Origin of the sequence: Streptomyces sp. NPDC005262 (assembly GCF_042872425.1) — a bacterium.
GTDB lineage: Bacteria > Actinomycetota > Actinomycetes > Streptomycetales > Streptomycetaceae > Streptomyces.
The window spans coordinates 707078-727329 of record NZ_JBIAKK010000002.1; the positions used below are offsets into that span (position 1 = coordinate 707078).

Here is a 20252-nt window from a genome sequence, read left to right on the forward strand (position 1 = left end):
CCCATGTGTGAGCACATCGAGGACTTCCACCGCACCGTGTTGATGCTCGGCGCCCTGGCCCTGTACGCCGAGCTCCCCGGCGCCGACGACGACTTCATCGACACCATCGGCCCCTCTCTGGCTGCGTCGCTCCCGGAGCCTCCGCCGGGCATGTTCCCGCCCGGATACGACCCCATCGGCGGCACCGACTACCCCGGCGGCTCGTGATGGCCCGGCCCGCGTTCCGCGTGGACGCCGTCCTGGTCCAGGCCGTCATCGCCGGTGCCCTGTCCTTCGCCCACCTGCACGACCTTGCCGACGCCGCTGGGCAGGACGGCTGGAAAGCGTGGGCCTACCCCATCTCGGTGGACCTGCTCCTGGTCGCGGCCTGGCGACGCCTGCGCAGTGAGGGCCCGTCCCGGCTGGCCTGGTGCTGGTTCCTGATCGCTCTGTTCGCCTCGCTCGGCGCCAACGTCGCCACCGCCGGATTCCTCGACCTCGCCCACCCGCCGGCCTGGCTGCGGTTCGGCATCGCGGGCTGGCCCGCCCTCGCCTTCCTCGGCGGCACCCTCCTCGCCCACTCGCACACCACCGAGGAGCCGGAGCCGGAGACAGTTCCGCCGGCATCCGCAGAGCAGGAGCCCAGTCCCGAAGTCGAGCGGGACACGGCCCCCGCTTCGCGACCGGAGCCCGAGCCCATCGCCGCGGCTGCCGAGGGCATCCCGGAACTCGCCCCCTCCACCCCCGTTGCCCCGGTTGGTCCGTCGGTTCCGGCCGCGCTGGTCGACCACGCCCGCAAGCTCGCCGACGACCACCAGGCCCGCACCGGAGCCCGGATCGACACCGACACCCTGCGCGCCCGACTCGGCGTCCCCCCGCAGCTCGCCGAGACCATCGCCGCCCAACTCGCCTGAACGGAAAGGAGAACCGCCGCCATGCCCGCTCGTGACCACTTCCACTCCGTGATTCGGATCGGCCCGGTGCAGATCGGCACACACCGCGACCGCCACGGCCACACCAAACACGCCGCCGTCTGCAGCGCTGACCGCTGCGGCTGGTCCGCCGACTACTCCAGCCAGAGCGCCGCCCAGCTCGCCGCCCGCACCCACCGCTGCACCGCCCGCTGACCACAGAGGAGATCGCGTCATGGACGTCCCGCTCTGGCTCGCCCTGATCGTCGTCGGCGCTCTCGGCATCAAGCTCATCCGCCCGCCGCTGTGGCTGGTCGCCGTCCTGCTCCTGGGCGGCTACCTCCTCGCGGACAGCTTCCTCGCCCCGGCCATCGACAGCGTCACCAAGTAACCGTTCTCGAAGGGAGATCCACCATGTTCAAGCCCAAGGTCCCCACCATGCCCCAGCCCACCGGCCGCATAACCCCGCCGACCATCGTCGAGCCCACCGCCGTGGTCCAGCACACCCCGCAGAACCCCACGCCTCTGGTCGCCCCGACCCCTGCGGCCAGGCCGACCGTCCAGCTCACGCCGGGTGCTGTCGTCGCACTCGTGGGTGGTGGGGCGACCGTCGTCCTGGTCGTCGGCGCGGTCCTGGTCTCGATGCTCCTCGCGGTCGCAATAACCGGCGTATCCGTCGCCATCTGCGCCCTGGTCATCCGCTCGCTCATCGCCTCTGACAACCAGCATCGCTGACCGGCCTCCGGGCGGTGCCACAAGCCGCCAAGCATCGCCACTGCCCGGACGGCCCACGCAACCCCTTCCAACCGCAACGAAGGAGAACCGTGGACACCCAAGCGCTCGCCCTCGCCTTACCGCTCATCGGCTGGGCCTCGCACACCGCCCTGCTCACCCACCGGCTCGTCACCGCCCGCCGGGACCCGCTCACCGGCCTTCGAACCCGCGCCGGATGGACCGCCCTCGCCGAACGCATCATCCGCCGGCACCGGGACGCCGTCGTCCTCCTGCTCGACCTCGACGACTTCAAAAACCTCAACGACTCCCACGGCCACGCCGCCGGGGACTTCGCCCTGGCCGTCACCGCCGAACGCCTCGCAGCCTGGTGCGGCCGTCACGGCATCGCCGGTCGCCTCGGGGGAGACGAGTTCGTCGCCATCGCCCGCCAGGCCCCGGACCTCGAAAGCCTCCACCGCGCCCTGCGCCAGCCCGTGGCCTACGCCGGACGTCGACTCCCGGTCTCCGTGTCCGTCGGCTCCTGCCACGTAAAAGACCTGCCGGTCCGCAGTCTCTCCGACGCGCTGGCCACCGCCGATTGCGCGATGTACGCGGACAAAGGAAAGGCCGGTCGACGCGGCACCCGTCCGCTCTCCCGCTGATCAAGCTCTGACCGGCCTCCGGGCGGCGCACAAGCCGCCAAGCATCGCCGCCGCCCGGACGGTCCGGCCCCTTCCAACCGCAATCGAAAGGACCACCATCATGACCCAGCACAGCCCTGCCCCGACGCGCATCTGCCCGGACTGCGACGGCTTCCCCGCCGTCGCCATCGACACCGGGACGCTCCTCGACGACGGCACCCGCGCCACCCTCCAGGTCACCTGCCGCCGCTGCCAGGGCACCGGCTCGACCCGCACCGCGGCTCCGGCCCCGGTCGCCCAGCGGGAGCACGCGTGACGGACTCGATCCTCGCGAGCCTGGACCCGGCCACCCTCGGCGATCTCCTGCGGGTGGCCGGGTCCACCGGCTTCGACCGCTGGCAAGACCAGATCCGCCGCACCGGTGGCTGCTCCAACCCCATCCACCTGTCCGGCTGGACGCTCACCAAGGACAAGACCACCGGCGAGACCCTGCACCGCTACTCCACCGACACCGAACCCGACGGACGACTCCGCGTCGCCTGCGGCAACCGCCGCGCCTCCCGCTGCCCGGCCTGCGCCTGGACCTACTCCGCCGACACCTACCACCTCATCCGTGCCGGGCTCGCGGGCGACCAGGACAAGGACGTCCCCGCCACCGTCCGCGACCATCCCCGCGTCTTCGCCACGCTCACCGCCCCATCCTTCGGCCCGGTCCACAACCGTCCCGACGCCGGCCGCTGCCGCTGTGGTGTCCAGCACCCACCCGAGGACGACACCCTCGGCACACCGCTCGACCCGGACTCGTACGACTATGCGGGCGCGGTCCTCTTCAACAACCACGCCGGGGACTTGTGGCAGCGCTTCACCAACCGCCTCCGCCGCGAGATCGCCGCCCGCGCCGGCCTCACCCAACGCGAACTCAAAGAAACGGCACGGGTCTCGTACGGCAAGGTCGCCGAGTTCCAGAAGCGCGGAGCCGTCCACTTCCATGCCGTTGTACGCCTCGACGGCCCGGAAGGGGCCGACAGCCCGCCGCCCTCCTGGGCCTCCGTGCAGCTGCTCAGCGACTCCATCCGCGCGGCCGTCGCGCACTCGTACACGACCATCACCGTCCCGGCCGCCGCCGGCCACCCCGCGCGCCCGCTGCGCTGGGGCACCCAGCTCGACATCCGTCCCATCCGCGCCTTCGACGCCGGTACCGACATCACCGAACAGGCCGTCGCCTCCTACGTCGCCAAGTACGCGACCAAAGCCGCCGAGACGACTGGCACCGTCGACCGTCGCGTCGGCAACCGTGAGGCCCTGGTCCTGCTCGACGTGCCCGACCACCCGCGCCGACTCATCGAAGCCTGCTTCGACCTCGATCCGCTCTACCCGGACCGGCGGCTGAGGGCCTGGGCCCACATGCTCGGCTTCCGCGGCCACTTCTCCTCCAAGTCCCGCCGCTACTCCACCACCCTCGGCGCACTCCGCCAGATCCGCGCCGACTACCGCGCCGCCCAGCAACGCGAAGAACTCGGCCTGCCCCACCCGGACCAGGACCCGACCGTCCTCGTCCTCACCGACTGGCAGTACGCCGGACAGGGACACAGCCCCGGCGAATCCGTCCTCGCCGCCTCGATCGCCAGAGACCTGCAACTCAACCGAGAAACCGCTCGCGAAGCCCTCGCCCTGGAAGGAGACATGACCGCATGACTGACCGACTGCTCACGGTGGAGGAGACCGCTCAACTCCTCGGTACAACCGCACGCTTCCCCCGCCGCCTCATCGCCGAGCGTCGCATCGTGTTCGTGAAGGTGGGGCGGCATGTCCGCATCCCTGAGGGCGCGTTGGCTGACTTCATCGCGGCCAACACTGTCCAGCCGATCGTCACGAGTCGCCGGTTCGGGGCGGTGGCCTGATGGCAAACCAAAAGGGCAAACGCCGTCGGTTCGGTTCGGTCCGCAAGCTGCCGTCTGGCCGCTTCCAGGCCCGGTATCCCGGCCCGGATGGTCTGATGCGTTCGGCGCCGGAAACCTTCCCCACGCAGACCGACGCTGATCGGTGGCTCGTCCGCAAGGAAGCGGAGATCCTCGACGGCCGATGGAAGAACCCCGACGACAAGATTCTCTTCGGGGTATACGCCGATGCCTGGTTCAGGGAGCGCGATTACGCGGCAACTACCCGTGAACGCAACGGCAGCGCGCTACGCCTCCACGTCCTGCCGACCTTCGCGAACGTGGTCCTGAGTGAGATCACGACACCGCAGATCCGCCGCTGGCGTGCTGGCCTCCTGGAGTCCGGTGTCGGTGAACCGACGGTCGCCAAGGCGTATCAGATCCTCCGCGCCATCATGAATACCGCGGTCGACGACGAGGTGATCCAGCGCAACCCCTGCCGTATCAAGGGTGCTGGGGCGGCCAAAACAGCCGAACGGCCGTTCCTAGATGTCACCGAGGTCTTCCAGCTCGCCGACGCCTTGCCGGCGCGCTTCAGGGTGTTCATTCTCCTGGCAGCCTTCACTGGACTCCGCTTCGGGGAGCTCGCCGCGCTCCAGCGCCATGACGTCGACCTCGGCCGGCGAACCGTCGCCGTACGGCGTGCCCTGGCAGAGACCCGCACGGACGGCATCCTGGTCAAGGGACCCAAGAGCGCGGCCGGTGTCCGTACCGTCGCCTTCCCGGACTCGCTTACGGAGAGCCTGGCTGCTCACCTCGCTGCCTACGCCGAGCCGGGTCGTACAGGCCTCGTCTTCACGGGAGCGCGGGGCGGGCAGCTTCGCCGGAACAACTTCCGCCGCCTGTGGCTGCGAGCCCTGGAGACGACCCGCCTCGGAGACGTGCACTTCCACGATCTGCGCCATACCGGGAACACCCTCGCCGCAACCGGCGGTGCGACCACGCGCGAGCTGATGCAGCGGATGGGGCACTCGTCGGTGCGGGCCGCATTGATCTATCAGCACCTGGTGAACGGCCGTGACCATGCGATCGCCGCCCATGTCGACGAGCAGATCAGGAAGGTTCGGCCGGCAGAGCCCGGCGACGCATCTGGCACGTGAGTGGCACGACGCCACTCCCCCGCCGAAATCGCGGAAAAACGATCAAGGCCCAGGTTCCCGGTTCGATACCGGTGACCTGGGCCTTTGTCGTGATTCCTACTGGTGGGCGCGGACGGTTTCGAACCGCCGACATCTGCTTTGTAAGAGCAGCGCTCTACCCCTGAGCTACGCACCCGTGGATGAGAGAACAGCGTACATGGCGCATGGCCCATGCTCACAAACGGTTGCCCGGGCCGACGAAGGGCGGGGGTTCGGGGGGATATCCCCACCCCGCATACGGTAGCCGCCCGGATTCACCCCGGGCTGCCGCGCTCCCTACGGTGGTCCCACACCGGTGGGAGGGGCCCCCCGGACCCGGACGGGGGATCGATCACCGTGGCACTCCATACCCGCACTCGCACACTCGTAGCGTCCGTAGGAGCCGTAGTCGTCGTGCTGGGTCTGTCCGGTTGCGGAAGTACGGATGTGGATGACGCACCGGTCGAGCACAAGTCGTTCGCGTTCGGGGGGAAGTCCCTGACGATCGACTCCGGCAATACGGCCGTGGAGCTCGTGCCGGCCGATGTGGACAAGGTCGAGGTGACGCGTCGTGTCGACGGGTGGGTGGTGCTCGGGAAGGGGCCCGACCCGCGTTGGACGATGCGGGACGGCAAGCTCACGCTGCGGGTGAAGTGCACGGCGGTCGTCAGCAACTGCGACGCCGTGCATCAGGTGAAGGTGCCGCGTGGGGTCGCGGTGACGGTGGACGGTGACAACGGCCGGGTCGTCGCCTCCGGGTTCGACACTCCTCTCACGCTCCGCTCCGACAACGGGAAGGTGACCGTGCGTGACTCCAGTGCGCCGCTGAAGCTGGAGAGCGACAACGGGGACGTCGTCGCGGAGCGGATCTCCAGCACGTCCGTCTCCGCGCAGTCGGACAACGGGGAGATCCGGATCGGGTTCACGGCCGTGCCGGATCGGGTGGACACCGTCAGTGACAACGGTCGGGTGTCCATCGAGCTGCCGAAGGGGTCGCAGGCGTACGCGGTGACCGCCGTCGCCGGGAACGGGGACATCTCCGTGCGGGTGCCGCGCAGCGACAGCAGCCCGCATGTGGTGAAGGCGCACAGCGACAACGGGGAAATCACGGTTCGAAGCGCGAACTAACGGGCCCGTGTGTTCGTCCTTACCTGGTGGGAGAATGAACCGGGCAAGGCGATACGGCACGGGAGAGGGATGTGACGGCGACACACGCGCGGCCGCAGGCAAGAGCAGGTGGCAGAACCGCCGTCAGGGACGTCCTCGGATTGATGCTGCTGCCGTTGCCGTTGCTCGCCGCGGCGTTGCCGGCCGCCTTCGCCGGTGGTGGTACGCGGCGCTGGTTCGGCGGTCGCGGGGAGAGCCAGCGCGCCGATGCGCAGGCGGCGAAGGACGCGGCCGCGGAGGCCTTCTACGAGCTGGACACGGCTCAGCGCGATCTGCAGATCTCGATCGAGACGATCACCGCGGTGGACAGCTCGCCCGCCGCGCGGAAGGTCGTGGACGATTTCGCCGCGCTGGGGCGGCGGATCGACGAGGCCAGTCATGCGTACATCACGGCGGTCGACGCCCACGACCTCGATCGCGACGATCTTGAGCCGGCGGTCGCGGCGCGGGCCCGGACGGAGCTGATCGCCGCCAAGGACGAGCTCGTGAGGATCAAGGGCGAGCTGGAACGGTTCGCGCAGGGACTCGGTCCCCTCCTGGGGAATGCCGAGACGCAGCTCGCCCGGCTCGCGCCCGCCGTCGAGCGGGCGCGACAGGCGCTCCTCGGTGCGAGCAATGCTCTCGATGCGGCGCGCGCCTCCGGACTGCGGGCGGACGATCTCGCCGCCCGCCTGGCGGCCCTCGCCCCCGAACTGACCAAGCTCAACCAGGGCGCCGGCCGGCACGGCGTACCGGACACGCTGCAACGCGCGGATCGCGTGCTGCGCGGCGCCGAGGCCGTGCGGGCCGAGGCGGCGAAGCTTCCCGAGCGCGCCGCGGAGATCGACCACCGGCTGGTGTCTCTGCGCACGCGAGCCCAGGCGCTCACGACGCGCGCGGGCTCGGTGGAACCGGTGCTGAGCGAGCTGCGCCGGCGGTTCACCGCTGCCTGCTGGCAGGACCTCCAGCCCGTGCCCGAGCAGGCCGCGGTCAATGTGCGGCAGGCCGAGGAGAAGCTCAAGGAGGCCACCAAGGCGCGGGACGAGCAGCGCTGGGCCGATGCGACGTCGCGGCTGTCCACCGTACGCGCCCTGCTGAACGCGACGGACGAGGCCGTGTCCGCGGCCGCTGACCGGCTGCGCCGCCTCGACGACGTGGCCAAGGACCCCCAGCAGGAGATCCAGCGGACCAGGTTCGCCATCCGCGACGCCCAGCGTCTGGCCATGGCGGGGCGCAACACACCCGAGCCGCGCCATGCCCGGCCGCTGGACGATGCCGTGGCCCGGCTGGAGCGCGCGATCGCCGGGCTGGAGGGTCGCCACCCCGACTACTGGCACTTCCTGACCGAGACCGAAGCCGTGCGGCAGACGGCGGCGCGGGTGGTCTCCGAGATCCGGGAGGAGCGGGGCGCCGGCGGCTGAGCCGTGGCTGAGCCGAGTTGTCGCGGCGGGGCGCGGGGCGGATCCTGGTGGTTGACGGGAAGGAGTCCGCTCATGGCCACCCATGCAGTGCATCCCCCGCGGCGACGTGTACAGAAGCCCGCACGGCGCAGCAGAGTCGCCCGGTTCGACGACCATCTCCCGGTCGATCACCGGCTCAACAGCGTCTACCGCATAGGAGCGGGGATGATGGGGCTGTTGCTCCTCGCCTTCGGCATCCTGGGACTCATCGACAAGATCGGCTTCTTCAACACGGGCGACGCCACTGTCGCGGGTCTGAACACCAACGGCGCGCTCAGTGTCCTCTCCATCTGTGTAGGCCTGCTCCTGTTCGTCGGGATGGTGATCGGCGGAAACTTCGCCTCGACGGTCAACATGGTCCTGGGCATCGCGTTCATCCTCAGTGGCTTCATCAATCTGGCACTGCTCGGCACCGGCTTCAATTTCCTCGCCTTCCGAATGCAGAACGTCCTGTTCAGCTTTGTCGTCGGGCTGATGCTGATGATGTTCGGGATGTACGGAAGGGTCAGCGGCGGGCTCCCGCACGACAACCCGTACTGGCGTGCCCGGCATCCCGATGAGGCCGCCGGGGAACAACGCCACGACCGGAGTTCGCCGATGCCGGTTGCCGGCCGGAGGGGCATTACGCAGTAGCCGTGGTGCCCGCCGGTTAGCCTGGGGTCATGCCTCGTTACGAATACCGCTGCCGCTCCTGCGGAGACACGTTCGAACTCAGCCGTCCGATGGCCGAGTCGTCCGCACCTGCCTCCTGCCCCGCCGGGCACGAGGACACGGTCAAGCTCCTCTCCACGGTGGCCGTGGGCGGGGCGTCGGCCAAGTCCGCGCCCGCCGCCCCGTCGGGCGGCGGTTGCTGCGGTGGGGGCTGCTGCGGCTGACCCGGCCGGCCGCGCGGTCGCTACCGCTTACGGGAGAGGGTCAGTCCGTCCGCCACGGTGAGCATCACGCTGTCCATCCGCGGGTCTGCGGCCACATGCTCGTTGAACTCCCTGATGGCCGCCGCTCCGCCGGTCGCGCGTGGGTCGGTCACACCGCCGTGGAACAGCACGTTGTCGGTGACGATCAGGCCGCCCCGGCGCATCCGGGGCACCAGCTCTTCCCAGTACGGAATGTAGTTGCCCTTGTCCGCGTCCAGGTAGGCCAGATCGATGTGCGGCTCGGACGGCATCGCTCCGAGGGTGTCGAGAGCGGGGGCGATGCGCAGCTCGATCCGGTCGGCGACGCCCGCCTTCTCCCACGCCTCGCGGCCGTAGGCGGTCCACTCCTCCGAGATGTCGCAGGCGATCAGCCGTCCGTCGGCGGGCAGTGCCTGCGCCATCGCCAGGGCCGAGAACCCGGTGAACGTCCCGACCTCGACGATGTGCCGGGCGCCCGTCAGCCGTACGAGGAAGGCGAGCAGTGGGCCCTGCTCCTCGGCGGACTGCATCCCCGCCTGTTCGGGAAGGTGCGCGTACGTGGTCGCGACGAGTTCACGCTGCACCGCGTCGAGCGGCGGGTTGTGCGCCAGCATGTACGCGTACAGCTCGTCCGTGATCTTTGTTTCGTTTCCCTTGCTCATCGCGCACTCCCTCTGTGCCTGCCGGGCAGGCGGTCACCTGCCCGGCACGCTGGTCACCTGCCGGGCAGACCGGTCACGGCCTCAGGTACCACTGTTCCCTGCCGGAGGCTCTGCTGCGGGACGGAAGCCCGGAGGAAACGCCGGAGGATCTCCTCACCGGCCGCCACACCGTTCTCCGTCAGTACGTCGACGTGCGGGGCGCTCCAGTTGGTGTCGGCGAGTTCGCCGTGGCCGGGGCGCCAGGCGTGGTCGGCGGCGAGAAGCAGATCGGCGTCGAGGAGCGAGTCACCGGCGGCGAGGGTGAGCGTGGCGCCGGCGCGGCGGGCGACTTCGTTCATCGCTGCGCTCTTGGTGAGCGGCTTGGGCACGGCGTAGATCTTGCGGCCCTGGAGGGACACGGTCCAGCCACGGGGGTCCGCCCACTCGGCCAGCTCCCTCACCCAGCCCGCGGGCAGCAGCGCGCGTTCGACGACGAGATAGACGAAGAGGTCCTCGGCGACCCGTTCCTTGAGGAGCCAGGCAGGGTCCGCGGTGGCGACGAGGTGGGCGCGGACTTCGGCGAGCGAGGCGCATTCGTCGGCGAGCCGGCGGGCCACCTGTGTCTGCCAGTCGGGGTCGGACACCCCGTCGACCAGGAGGTGTCCGCCGTTGGCGCAGATGGCGAACTGCGGTGCGGGGCCGGGGAGCCTGATGCGGTGGTACTGCTCACGGGTGCGGGTTGTCGTGGGCACGAAGACCGTGGTGCGGGCCAGCTCCTCGAGGAGTGCGGCGGCCGTCTCCGTGAGATAGGAGAGCGGCTTGTGGCCGTACACCTCGACGCAGAGCAGCCGGGGGGCTTCGGCGTCCGGCATGGCGAGCTGGAGCGCCGCGGCCGAGTAGATGAGGGTGCGGTCGAGGTCGCTGGCGACCAGCGTCACGGGGCGGGCCGGAGCGACCTGAGCGGCCATGGGGGCCGGAGCCGTGGGCGTTGGGATCGTCACGGAGCCAGGGGTGGTCAAGGAGCCGGGCGTGGTCAGGGAGTTCGGGGTGGTCACTGCGACGCCACCGCCTTGCCGTCCGCTCCGGTCGCTCCCCGCGTGTACTTCGGGTGGATCAGTCCGACGCAGGTGTACGGGAGTTCGTCGACCTCTTCGACCGGCACTCCGCGCTGTTCGGCCAGCAGTCTGATGTGCTCGAGGTCGGCGCCGGCGCCGCGCTTGGCGAGGATCTTCCACGGGACGCGTCGCAGCAGTACGCGGGTGGTCTCGCCGACGCCCGGCTTGACCAGGTTCACATCGTGGATGCCGTACTCCTCGCTGATGCGCTCGACGGCCGCCCAGCCGTCCCAGGTCGGGGCGCGGTCCGCGGCGAGCAGTTCCTTGACCTCGGCGTCCACTGCGTCGACGACCTCGTCGAAGTGCTCGGCGACGGTGTCGAGGAAGTGGCCGGACACATCGGCGTCCGCCAGCTCCCGGTAGAACTTCGCGCCGTGGAAGTCGTGCGGGCCGACCAGGTCGGAACGGAGCACCGTGCGCGAGATCAGTCCGGAGACGGTGGAGTTGAGGCAGGCGGACGGTATGAGGAAGTCCTCGCGGGTGCCGTAGGTGCGGACGCAGCCGCCCGGGTCGGCCAGGACCGCGATCTCGGGGTCGAAGCCCTCGAACTCGGCGAGCGCCGCCGACAGTTCACGGGTGATCGCCCCCTTGCCGGTCCAGCCGTCGACGAAGACGACGTCCGCCGGGTTGTGGTGGGCGGCCAGCCAGCGCAGGGCGTTTGCGTCGATGCCCCGTCCGCGCACGATGGAGACGGCGTAGTGCGGCAGATCGAGTCCGTGCCGGTGCTGCGCCCAGCGGCGCATCAGCACACCGACCGGGGTTCCGGCCCGGGCGAGGGAGACGAGTACGGGACGGGGGCTGCGCTCGGCGAGAACCGTCTCGGTGACGGTGCCGACGGCCCGTGCGATGCGGGCGGCCGACAGGTCCAGGGCCGCCTTGAACAGGTCCTGGTAATCGGCGGACGGCTGGTATTCGACGGGCAGCGACTCGGCGTAGTGCGCGCCACCGCTCTGTATCGCCTCCTCGCGCTCCTCGGTGGGCGCCTCCAGTTCGGTGTCCGAGAGGTCCTGGAGCAGCCATCCGACGTCGTCCGGCCCGTAGGAGGAGAAGACGGGGCCGCGAAGGGGCTCGGGCAGCATAGGGGGTTCCTGCCGTTCGGGGGCGGGTGAGGAGGCGTACGGGACGTACGAGGGGACGACGGCCAGCAGGACGTGGGCGGTGTGCGCGGCCAGCTCCGCCAGCAGGCCGCCGCGGGCGTGCAGCTCCGGGGTGTCGGCGGTGGAGTCGACCACCACCACCACCGCGTCGAAACCGGCGCCGGCGACGTTGTAGGCGAAGCGCTCGCCGGGGCCGTCGGCCGGGTTGTCGTGGGCCGGGAAGACCAGACGGCTGCGTATCGCGTAGCCGGGGTCGTCGACGGCGAGAACGGGGGAACGCGTGGTGGTCGAGTACCGCACCTCGGCGTCGGTGTGGTCCTCCAGGGCTGTGCCGAGCCGGAGCGGTGCGTACATCAGCTCCTCGAAGCCGAGGACCAGTACCCGGCGGGCGTCGCCGTCCAGGGCGTCGGCGATGCGGGCGGCCATGGCGGGAAGGGCCGCTTCCAGGGACGCGCGCTGTGCGGGGGTGAAGCCGTGCCGGCCGCCGTCGGGCACTCCGGCCGGCCACCGCAGCTCCACCCGGGTGCAGAAGGTCTCGGTCCCCCGCCCCGGTACCGACGATCCGGCTCCGGCTGCGAAAGCGGCGGCGCGGCCGTCGCCTGCCTCGGCGGCCCGCTCATGGGCGGCGACCAGCGCCTGCCCCTTCTCCAGGACGCCGTCCGGGAGGCGGACCGTGCCCGTTCCCCTCGCCACCAGGTCGACACGTGCGCCGATCTCCGCGGCGAACTCGGTCAGGCGTCCGCGGTCGGTCGGCGACCGCATGTCCACGAGGGCCACGATCACGTACCGGTCGCGGGGGTACAGCTCGTGCAGCGCGCGGATCGTGTTGAGCACGGTGTTGCCCGTGGAGAACTCGTCGTCCACCAGCACGAGCGGCTCTCCCGCCCGGCCCTCACCGCGGGTCCCGAGCAGTGTCGGATCCTCCGGCAGCAGCAGATGCGAGGTCGCGTGCGAGTGCGACTCCTCGAAGCCGCCCGCCCGGGCCACGCCCTCGACCGGGCGGCGCGTCGAATGGAGATACGGCGCCACTCCCAGCCCGTCGGCGACCGCATGGCCGAGACCGGTGGCCGTCTCCGCGTACCCGAGGACCACCGACCGGCCCGCCAGCGCCGCCCCGAGGAGCTCGCGCACCCGCAGGCCGAGTTCGAAGCCCGCCCCGTAGACCACGGACGGCCTCTGCGGCACATGCTTGCCCAGCACGTTGGAGACGAGCAGATGGGCCCGCTTGGGGTTGCGGCGCAGAGCGAGGCCCAGCAGCTCCCGGAGCTCCACGTCGCCTCCTGGCGCCCCGTTTCCGACGAGCTCGACGCCCAGTCGCTCCGCCACCCAGCTACCCGACCACACCACGTTCGCCGTCTCTTTCCTCGCTGCGCGCTCGCTCATCGAGGCGCGCTCATTCCGCGAGGCCCGCGGCCAGCAGATCCACGAACCCGACGTCTTCCTTCGCCACACCGAAGACCTCGGCCCGCAGCAGCGTGCGCTCGGCCCAGGCCCGGTGGGGCTTCACTTCGTTCATCTTGTTCGTATACGCGGAGCGCATCACTCCACCACCTCCCCGCTCCGGCCGAAGGATGTCCTGTGCATCGCTGAACTCCTCGTGGCTGACCACGGACAGTGCATGGACGGGCGCGACGTGCGAGGGGTGGATGCAGGTCTTGCCGAGCAGCCCGTTGGCCCGGTCGAGCTCGATCTCCCGCAGCAGCCCGTCCAGGTCGTGCTCGATCAGCTCTGTGCGCAGCTCCTCGGCCCGGCCCTCCAGGAAGGGGCTGCGGCGAAGCTGCGGCTTGAACATGCGCTCCTGAAGTCGGAAGTACTCCCACACCGGGCCGGTGATGGTGAAACCGGTGCCGTCCGCCCGGCCCAGCACGTTCACCACGTCGGCGATGACCGCGGCGACGAGCTGCACGTCGTACGCCGTCATGTCGGGGGCCCTGCGCAGTCCGTACGCCGAGCAGAAGTCGGTGACCCCGAGCCGCAGCGCGAGCACCCGGTCCCGGTACCTGTCCACGGTACGGGCGATTCCCTGCAGCGTCTCGCCACGGGACTCCAGATGCAGCAGCTCCGGGGATTCGAGGACGGGCATCGCGAAGAGCCGCCGGCTCGTGGCCGTCTCGGCCTTGGTGAGTGCCTCCATGAACGGCACACCACGCTCTTCCGTGAACTTCGGAAGTACAAAACCGGACAACAATCGGGCAGAGCCGCCGAGCCGGTTCACCAGGTCCGTTATCTGCTCCGGCTCACGGACCCGGATGAAGAGCAGCGGCACCTCGACACCGCGTGCCGCGAGGTCGGTGAACTGCCTGACCAGGTTCTCCTCGGCCTCCGTCACCTCGGAGTCGTCGATCGAGTCCTCCAGGCACAGCACCATCGAGACGACACCGCGCCCGGCCTGTTTGATGATGTCGTCCGCGAGCCGCGGCCGGGTGGCCGGGGAGTAGAGAGTGGCGCCCAGGGCGGCCGAAAGCATGCGGGCGGGCGAGCCCGCACCGAATTCGCCCGGCTCCCGATGGAACAGGCCCTTCCGCGCAGCGGGCGAGATGTGCCCGAAATGCCGCATATGTTTCCCCCGTACTGCTTGGCCGGCCGGACAACGCATGGCCGGTAATAGTACGTAAAGACTGGTGTCGAGAGTTCCCTGCGTGCATGAATTTCGGGTAACTCGTCCATTTCCCGACGGTTCCGCAGGGCGCGGCGGGCGTGGCTCCGACGTGATGCCGGGACATGGGTTGTGACCCCCGCGTTGTCTGCGCGGGCAGCCAGCAGGCAGGATGACCGCCATGACGCACGCGATGCTGAAGGGCTCGAACGTCCCCCTCGATGCCACGGCTGTACGGGCCGTGCTGCGCTGGACCCCGGGCACCGGGGTCCCCGACGTGGACGCTTCGGCCCTGCTTCTCGGCACCGGTGGCCGTGTGCGCTCCGACGAGGACTTCGTCTTCTACAACCAGCCAAGGCACCCTTCCGGCCTGGTACGACGGCTGCCGAAGCGCAGTGTCGCCGAGGGGCTGACCGACACCATCGAGGCCGACCTGGGCGCGCTCGACCCCTCGGTCGAGCAGGTGGTGATCGCCGCGTCCTCGGACGGCGCGGCCTTCCAGCAGGTCCGCGATCTGCGCATCCTGCTGTACGACGCGGGCTCGGCCGGCGTGGATCCGCTCGCCGTGTTCGATGTGCGGCCGGAGACCGGCGAGGAGACCGCGATCATCTGCGGTGAGCTCTACCGGCGCGGCGATGGCTGGAAATTCAGGGCGGTCGGCCAGGGCTACCCGACGGGTCTGGTGGGTCTCGCGACCGCGTACGGCATCTCGGTCGACGAGGCGGAGGCCGCGGCCGAGCCCGATGCGGTCGGATCGCCCAGCCCCTCGCCCGCACCGGCTGCCGCACCGCCCGCCCCCGTGTTTCCCCCCGCGCCCGGCCCCGACCCGCAGGCCACGGTCCAGCACCAGCAGCCCGCGTACGGCTACCCGCAGCCGACAGCGGTCGCAGCGCCCGTCCCCGCTCCCCAGCCGGCCTACGGCTACCCGCAGCCGGCCTCCGCACAGCCCGCGTACGGGTATCCGCAGCCCGCGGCGGCTGCGCAGCCCGCCCCGGACCCGAATTTCGTCCTGCCTCCGCAAGGCCCGCAGTTCGTCCGGTCCTGACCGGTCCGGCGCCGCGGGCCGCATCCGGGTCCGAGGACCGGCGATCGGTATCGCCGGAACTCAGGAGCGGCTCCCAGGTCACAGACCGGGGTGAAGCGCGGGCGGTCTCAGGCGCGTGACTTGTAGCCTCGGCCCCACTGCATCCCCCAGCCGTACAGCCGGTCCAGCTCCGACTGGAAGCCGTAGACGAATTTCACCTCGCGCCGCACGATCAGCTCGTCCTTGACGTTCTCCACGGTGAACACGGCGCACGAGCGGGCCTGCGGGGCCCTCTCGTCGAGCTCGATCTCGATCCGCGGCCCGTTGCCGGGGTAGAGCGTCACCTTGGCGTGCGTACGGTCGAAGGCCGGCGTCTGGTCGTAGATGTACACGAAGAACAGCAGCCGCTTGATCTGCTCCCGCTGGTCGAGGTTGACGTACACGGTCTCCCCCGACGGCGCCCCGAAGCGGTCGTCCCCGCTGAGCCTGATGTACGGCGGCCCGTTCAGGTCGCCGATCAGGTTGCCCAGCGGCTGCACGACACCCTTGGTGCCGTCCTTCAGCTCGTACATGCAGCCCAGGTCCAGGTCGACGTTGACCACGCCCTGGGTGTGGGCCTGGACCACATCGGGCTGGAAGAGCTTGAACGGCCGCAGCAGCCGGCCGCTCTGCCGCGATCGGCCCTCGATGTCGGACGTACGCATCCGCCAGGAGAGATTGACCCTGAGGTTGCCGGTCAGCGCGCCTTGTCTGGTCAGCGAGACCGTGGCGTGCCGCTTGGAGAGCACGATGGAGTTGGTCGCCGCGTTGCCCGACTCGAACTGCGCTTCGCGCCTCGGCCACAGGCCGTCCCAGAACGCCATCCCCAACCCCCATACGTCTCGCTACTGCCCGGCCCCGCGCACATCACTGCGGGGCGGCCCCCGGGCCGGCTCCGGGTGTCCCCGGAGAACCGTCGCCGTACGACCGCCCCGCTGAGAGCGTTCCTCAATCCCTACCGGGTCACACCCCGGACGGGACTTCCGCCTTGGAGCCCGAGTTGTCGTCGCCGCCTCCGGCCTCCAGCGCCTTGTTGCGCCGGACCGAGGACCAGAAGGACCAGGCGATCAGCACCACGCCGACGAGACCGGTGATGATCTCGTTGATCTGGTACTGGATGGTGACGAGCAGGATGACGGACAGTGCGCCGATCGCGTAGTGCGCGCCGTGCTCCAGGTAGACGTAGTCGTCGAGGGTGCCCTGACGGACCAGGTAGACCGTGAGCGACCGGACGTACATGGCGCCGATACCGAGGCCGAGGGCCATCAGCACGATGTTGTTGGTGATGGCGAAGGCGCCGATGACGCCGTCGAACGAGAAGGACGCGTCGAGCACCTCGAGGTAGAGGAACATGAAGAACGCGGCCTTGCCGGAGAGAACCACCGCGGAGAGCTTCTTGCCGGTCTTCCTGGCCTCTTCCTCGGCCTCGTGCTCGCGCTCCTCCTCTTCCTCGAGCTTGTTCTCGAAGTAGCTGGAGAGACCACCGACGATGAGGTACGTGATCAGACCCGCGACACCCGCGAGCAGAACGGTCTCCGCCTTGTCCGCGTGACCGCCGTGCTGGTGCGCCTGGGTCGCGAAGGTCATGGCCGAGATCAGCAGCACGATGAGCGCGATGCAGACCGACAGCATGTCGACCTTGCCGAGCTTGGCGAGCGGACGCTCGATCCAGCGCAGCCACTGGATGTCACGCTCCTCGAAGATGAAGTCGAGGAAGATCATCAACAGGAACATGCCACCGAAGGAGGCGATCGCCGGGTGGGCGTCCGTGACCAGTTCCTGATAACGGTCGGGCTGGTTGAACGAGAGATCGACCGCCTCGATGGGACCCAACTTGGCGGTGATGGCCACGATCACGACGGGGAAGACCAGCCGCATACCGAAGACCGCGATGAGGACACCGATCGTGAGGAAGATCTTCTGCCAGAAGGCATTCATCTTCTTCAGGATTCCGGCGTTGACCACCGCATTGTCGAAGGACAGCGAGATCTCGAGGACGGAAAGGATCGCGACCACCCCGAGGGCCTCCCACCCCCCGTAGAACACCGCTGCGACCAGGCCGAGCGCGGTAATCGCGAACGACCAGCCGAAGGTTTTCAGAAGCACTGGCTACCCCATCGTGTAAGTACGGGTCTCCCCCGGGCGTGTGCGGGGCTCCCCCGCGCCGTGCGCGGCTTTACGAAACGTTGACCCCGAAGTCTAGAGCGATGCCTCGCAGCCCCGACGCGTACCCCTGTCCCACTGCACGGAACTTCCATTCACCGCTGTACCGGTAAAGCTCACCGAAGATCATCGCGGTCTCCGTCGAGGCGTCCTCGCTGAGGTCGTAGCGCGCGAGTTCCTGGCCGTCCGCCTGGTTCACCACACGGATGAACGCATTGCTGACCTGACCGAAAGTCTGACCGCGGTTGTCGGCCTCATGGATCGAGACCGGAAAAACGATCTTGTCACAGTGGGCAGGCACCTGAGTGAGGTTCACGATGATCGACTCGTCGTCGCCCTCGCCCTCACCGGTGAGATTGTCGCCCGTGTGCTCCACGGAGCCGTCGGGGCTCGTGAGGTTGTTGTAGAACACGAACCACTCGTCGCCCAGCACCCGGCCCGACTGGCACAGCAGCGCGCTGGCGTCGAGGTCGAAGTCGGCTCCGGTGGTGGATCGCGCGTCCCAGCCGAGGCCGACGAGCACCTGGGTGAGGTTGGGTGCGGCCTTGGAGAGGGAGACGTTGCCTCCCTTGGCGAGCGTGACGCCCATGGTGTGTGTCCTCCCCGAGTCGATGAACCGTCTATCGATGAACCGTCCGTCGACGGACCGTCTGTTGTGCGCGTCCGGCGCCGCACTGGGTGCGGCGCCGGACGTTGACGTGCTGGACGTGACCGGGGCAGTGCCTTCGCAGGCGCTGCCCGGTCACGCCTTCTGGGCCGTGCTCAGACGTTGACGCCGAAGTCCTGCGCGATGCCGCGCAGGCCCGAGGCGTAACCCTGACCGATGGCACGGAACTTCCACTCCGCACCGTTGCGGTACAGCTCGCCGAAGACCATGGCGGTCTCCGTCGAGGCGTCCTCGCTCAGGTCGTACCGCGCGAGCTCGCTGTTGTCGGCCTGGTTGACCACGCGGATGTACGCGTTGCGGACCTGCCCGAAGCTCTGCTGGCGGGACTCGGCCTCGTAGATCGAGACCGGGAAGACGATCTTGTCGACATCGGCCGGAACGCCGGCCAGGTTCACCTTGATGACCTCGTCGTCGCCCTCGCCCTCACCGGTGAGGTTGTCACCGGTGTGCTCGACGGAGCCGTCCGGGCTCTTGAGGTTGTTGAAGAAGACGAAATTCCCGTCGCTGCCGACCTTGCCCGCCGCGTTCGTCAGCAGGGCGCTGGCGTCGAGGTCGAAGTCTCCGCCGGTGGTGGTACGGGCATCCCAGCCGAGACCGACGATGACCGCGGTCAGGTTGGGCGCGGCCTTGGTCAGCGAGACGTTGCCGCCCTTGCTGAGGCTGACTCCCACGAGTCCTCCCATTGGTTTCATTAGAGGCCGACAGGTGCCGGCGCCTCCATCGTGCGTTGGCATCGGATCAACGAGTGGATCCTAGTGACCGGTTCCCGGCCAAAACAGGCTTTTGGCCGGGAGGCCGGGAGATCGCCCGGATCTTCGCCGGAGGATCCGCCGAATCCGGATCAGATCGCGTCGAGGGCCTTGATGTAGTCGTTGAGGTCGCGTGCGTCGGGGAGGCCGTTGACGACGGTCCAGCGCACCACGCCCTCCTTGTCGATGATGAAGGTGCCGCGCACCGCACAGCCCTTCTCCTCGTCGAAGACGCCGTACGCCCGCGAGGTCTCGCCGTGCGGCCAGAAGTCCGAGACCAGCGGGTACTCGAGACCCTCCTGCTCGGCGAAGACACGAAGGGTGTGGATGGAGTCGTTGGAGACGGCGAGGAGCTGCGTGTCGTCGTTCTCGAACTTCGGCAGCTCGTCGCGGAGGGCGCAGAGCTCACCCGTGCACACGCCGGTGAAGGCGAACGGGTAGAACAACAGGACCACGTTCTTCTCGCCGCGGAAGTCGGAGAGCTTCACGGTCCGGCCGTGGTTGTCCTTGAGCTCGAAATCCGGGGCCTTGGTGCCGACCTCGATCGCCATGGATACGCGTCCCTTCACTGCTTCACCGGGCTGGGCTGTCCGGGTGGACTCCCACCCTACGCAGAGCCCTCCCGCAGGGCCCTCGGCGGGCCGCACGCCGCCCGTGTCCCGACTCCTGCGGGCCTGCTCCCGGGCATACGAAGACCCCCGCCGGTGCACGACCGGCGGGGGTCTCGTGGTGAGTGCGGTTCAGCGCTTGGCTTTGGCCGACTTCGGGGTGACAAGACGGCTGCCCGTCCAGTCCTTGCCCGCATTGATGCTCTTGGTCTGGGAAAGACCGGCTGTCTGCGCAGCCTCGTTGATGTCGCTCGGTTCGACGTATCCCTCGCGGCCGGTCTTCGGCGTCATCAGCCAGACCGCACCGCCGTCCTCGATCAGACCAATGGCATCCACCAGCGCGTCCGTAAGGTCGCCGTCCTCGTCGCGGAACCAGAGCAGAACGACGTCAGCGACGTCGTCGTAGTCCTCATCGACGAGTTCCTGGCCGGTAGTGGCCTCAATGCCCTCACGGAGCTCCTGCTCGACGTCGTCGTCGTAGCCGATCTCCTGGACCACCTGTCCGGGCTCGAACCCCAGCCGTGCAGCCGAGTTGGTCCGTTCCTCCGCGTGGTCCGCGGTCGCGCTCACGGGTTGCCTCCTGATCATGTTTCGGAAAATGCTTCAGCCACGCGCGTGCGCGGGGCGTTGGCCGTAGTCCACACGGGCGCGGCGGATCGCGCAAGTACCCAGCGTGCGAGACCGCCTAAACGGTGACGTTCCCTGCCACGTCGCCGCACGATCGGCATGTCCCTTGCGGGGTCCGGCGCTGCCG

Annotated in this window: 25 protein-coding genes and 1 tRNA gene; 15 read left to right on the plus strand and 11 right to left on the minus strand. The window is 69.4% G+C overall.

The genetic code is table 11. From position 1 onward, the window contains the following. The first annotated feature begins 3 nt into the window (after nt 1–3). The 10 genes from ACFYP5_RS08375 (at nt 4) to ACFYP5_RS08420 (ending at nt 5282) form a co-directional block, all read left to right on the plus strand. Nucleotides 4–207: a hypothetical protein gene (locus tag ACFYP5_RS08375; protein WP_356713383.1), complete on the plus strand. Its 204-nt coding sequence runs from the start codon at nt 4–6 to the stop codon at nt 205–207. Beyond that, nucleotides 207–893, plus strand: coding sequence for a DUF2637 domain-containing protein (locus ACFYP5_RS08380; protein WP_389032986.1), 687 nt, complete (start codon nt 207–209; stop codon nt 891–893). The genes ACFYP5_RS08375 and ACFYP5_RS08380 overlap by 1 nt, the downstream gene beginning before the upstream one ends. 21 nt (nt 894–914) lie before the next feature. After that, nucleotides 915–1106 carry a mobile element transfer protein gene (locus tag ACFYP5_RS08385; protein ID WP_389032219.1) on the plus strand — a complete coding sequence of 64 codons (192 nt, stop codon included), beginning with the start codon at nt 915–917 and terminating at the stop codon, nt 1104–1106. A gap of 19 nt (nt 1107–1125) precedes the next feature. Continuing rightward, nucleotides 1126–1281: a hypothetical protein gene (locus ACFYP5_RS08390; RefSeq protein WP_106972736.1), complete on the plus strand. Its 156-nt coding sequence runs from the start codon at nt 1126–1128 to the stop codon at nt 1279–1281. A gap of 23 nt (nt 1282–1304) precedes the next feature. Then, nucleotides 1305–1625 carry a SpdD-like protein gene (locus ACFYP5_RS08395; RefSeq protein ID WP_356713388.1) on the plus strand — a complete coding sequence of 107 codons (321 nt, stop codon included), beginning with the start codon at nt 1305–1307 and terminating at the stop codon, nt 1623–1625. 89 nt (nt 1626–1714) lie between these two features. Beyond that, on the plus strand, nt 1715–2266 hold the full coding sequence (locus tag ACFYP5_RS08400; RefSeq protein WP_389032222.1) for a GGDEF domain-containing protein: 552 nt from the start codon (nt 1715–1717) through the stop codon (nt 2264–2266). Between the two features lie 100 nt (nt 2267–2366). Next, entirely contained in the window at nt 2367–2561 is a 195-nt protein-coding gene (locus ACFYP5_RS08405) for a hypothetical protein (RefSeq protein ID WP_356713392.1), read from the plus strand. Further along, entirely contained in the window at nt 2558–3940 is a 1383-nt protein-coding gene (repSA, locus tag ACFYP5_RS08410) for a replication initiator protein RepSA (protein WP_356713394.1), read from the plus strand. The genes ACFYP5_RS08405 and repSA overlap by 4 nt, the downstream gene beginning before the upstream one ends. Beyond that, complete coding sequence (locus tag ACFYP5_RS08415; RefSeq protein WP_030970352.1) at nt 3937–4146, plus strand: excisionase family DNA-binding protein; 210 nt, start codon at nt 3937–3939, stop codon at nt 4144–4146. Before repSA ends, ACFYP5_RS08415 begins: the two co-directional genes overlap by 4 nt. Beyond that, nucleotides 4146–5282 (plus strand): tyrosine-type recombinase/integrase, encoded by a 1137-nt coding sequence (locus ACFYP5_RS08420; protein ID WP_389032226.1) that lies wholly within the window; start codon nt 4146–4148, stop codon nt 5280–5282. Before ACFYP5_RS08415 ends, ACFYP5_RS08420 begins: the two co-directional genes overlap by 1 nt. 100 nt (nt 5283–5382) lie before the next feature. Here the strand turns inward: ACFYP5_RS08420 and ACFYP5_RS08425 are convergent. Continuing rightward, nucleotides 5383–5457 (minus strand) — tRNA-Val (locus ACFYP5_RS08425). A gap of 200 nt (nt 5458–5657) precedes the next feature. Here ACFYP5_RS08425 and ACFYP5_RS08430 point away from each other — a divergent pair. From ACFYP5_RS08430 to ACFYP5_RS08445, 4 genes are all read left to right on the plus strand, one after another. Next, entirely contained in the window at nt 5658–6428 is a 771-nt protein-coding gene (locus ACFYP5_RS08430; protein WP_389032229.1) for a DUF4097 family beta strand repeat-containing protein, read from the plus strand. 71 nt (nt 6429–6499) lie between these two features. After that, nucleotides 6500–7867, plus strand: a complete 1368-nt coding sequence (locus ACFYP5_RS08435) for a hypothetical protein (protein ID WP_389032232.1) — start codon at nt 6500–6502, stop codon at nt 7865–7867. A 72-nt stretch (nt 7868–7939) separates the two neighbouring features. Then, nucleotides 7940–8539: a DUF4383 domain-containing protein gene (locus tag ACFYP5_RS08440; RefSeq protein WP_389032234.1), complete on the plus strand. Its 600-nt coding sequence runs from the start codon at nt 7940–7942 to the stop codon at nt 8537–8539. A 29-nt stretch (nt 8540–8568) separates the two neighbouring features. Then, nucleotides 8569–8781, plus strand: coding sequence for a zinc ribbon domain-containing protein (locus ACFYP5_RS08445; protein WP_313937139.1), 213 nt, complete (start codon nt 8569–8571; stop codon nt 8779–8781). Between the two features lie 20 nt (nt 8782–8801). Here ACFYP5_RS08445 and ACFYP5_RS08450 read toward each other — a convergent pair whose 3' ends face one another. The 4 genes from ACFYP5_RS08450 to ACFYP5_RS08465 all read right to left on the minus strand — a co-directional run bounded on the left by ACFYP5_RS08450 (nt 8802) and on the right by ACFYP5_RS08465 (nt 14209). Next, a complete protein-coding gene (locus ACFYP5_RS08450; protein WP_389032237.1) occupies nt 8802–9461 on the minus strand; it encodes an O-methyltransferase in 660 nt (219 codons plus the stop codon). Between the two features lie 53 nt (nt 9462–9514). Beyond that, nucleotides 9515–10408: an HAD family hydrolase gene (locus ACFYP5_RS08455; RefSeq protein WP_389032989.1), complete on the minus strand. Its 894-nt coding sequence runs from the start codon at nt 10406–10408 to the stop codon at nt 9515–9517. Between the two features lie 83 nt (nt 10409–10491). Next, nucleotides 10492–13035 (minus strand): phosphoribosyltransferase, encoded by a 2544-nt coding sequence (locus tag ACFYP5_RS08460; protein WP_389032240.1) that lies wholly within the window; start codon nt 13033–13035, stop codon nt 10492–10494. Between the two features lie 10 nt (nt 13036–13045). Beyond that, a complete protein-coding gene (locus ACFYP5_RS08465) occupies nt 13046–14209 on the minus strand; it encodes an HpcH/HpaI aldolase/citrate lyase family protein (RefSeq protein ID WP_389032243.1) in 1164 nt (387 codons plus the stop codon). Between the two features lie 220 nt (nt 14210–14429). Here ACFYP5_RS08465 and ACFYP5_RS08470 point away from each other — a divergent pair, with 220 nt between their 5' ends. Beyond that, nucleotides 14430–15293 (plus strand): TerD family protein, encoded by an 864-nt coding sequence (locus tag ACFYP5_RS08470; RefSeq protein WP_389032246.1) that lies wholly within the window; start codon nt 14430–14432, stop codon nt 15291–15293. Nucleotides 15294–15400: 107 nt separating this feature from the next. Here ACFYP5_RS08470 and ACFYP5_RS08475 read toward each other — a convergent pair whose 3' ends face one another. The 6 genes from ACFYP5_RS08475 to ACFYP5_RS08500 form a co-directional block, all read right to left on the minus strand. Continuing rightward, nucleotides 15401–16135: a Tellurium resistance gene (locus tag ACFYP5_RS08475; RefSeq protein ID WP_389032247.1), complete on the minus strand. Its 735-nt coding sequence runs from the start codon at nt 16133–16135 to the stop codon at nt 15401–15403. 139 nt (nt 16136–16274) lie between these two features. Further along, nucleotides 16275–17417 (minus strand): DUF475 domain-containing protein, encoded by a 1143-nt coding sequence (locus ACFYP5_RS08480; RefSeq protein ID WP_389032249.1) that lies wholly within the window; start codon nt 17415–17417, stop codon nt 16275–16277. Nucleotides 17418–17487: 70 nt separating this feature from the next. After that, the gene (locus tag ACFYP5_RS08485; RefSeq protein ID WP_030925921.1) at nt 17488–18063 is read right to left on the minus strand and encodes a TerD family protein; all 576 of its coding nucleotides are present in this window, start codon (nt 18061–18063) and stop codon (nt 17488–17490) included. A 173-nt stretch (nt 18064–18236) separates the two neighbouring features. Then, on the minus strand, nt 18237–18812 hold the full coding sequence (locus ACFYP5_RS08490; protein WP_277326038.1) for a TerD family protein: 576 nt from the start codon (nt 18810–18812) through the stop codon (nt 18237–18239). A 170-nt stretch (nt 18813–18982) separates the two neighbouring features. Further along, the gene (locus ACFYP5_RS08495; RefSeq protein ID WP_277326039.1) at nt 18983–19441 is read right to left on the minus strand and encodes a peroxiredoxin; all 459 of its coding nucleotides are present in this window, start codon (nt 19439–19441) and stop codon (nt 18983–18985) included. A 189-nt stretch (nt 19442–19630) separates the two neighbouring features. Then, a complete protein-coding gene (locus ACFYP5_RS08500; RefSeq protein WP_030925917.1) occupies nt 19631–20068 on the minus strand; it encodes a DUF3052 domain-containing protein in 438 nt (145 codons plus the stop codon). Nucleotides 20069–20252 lie beyond the last annotated feature (184 nt).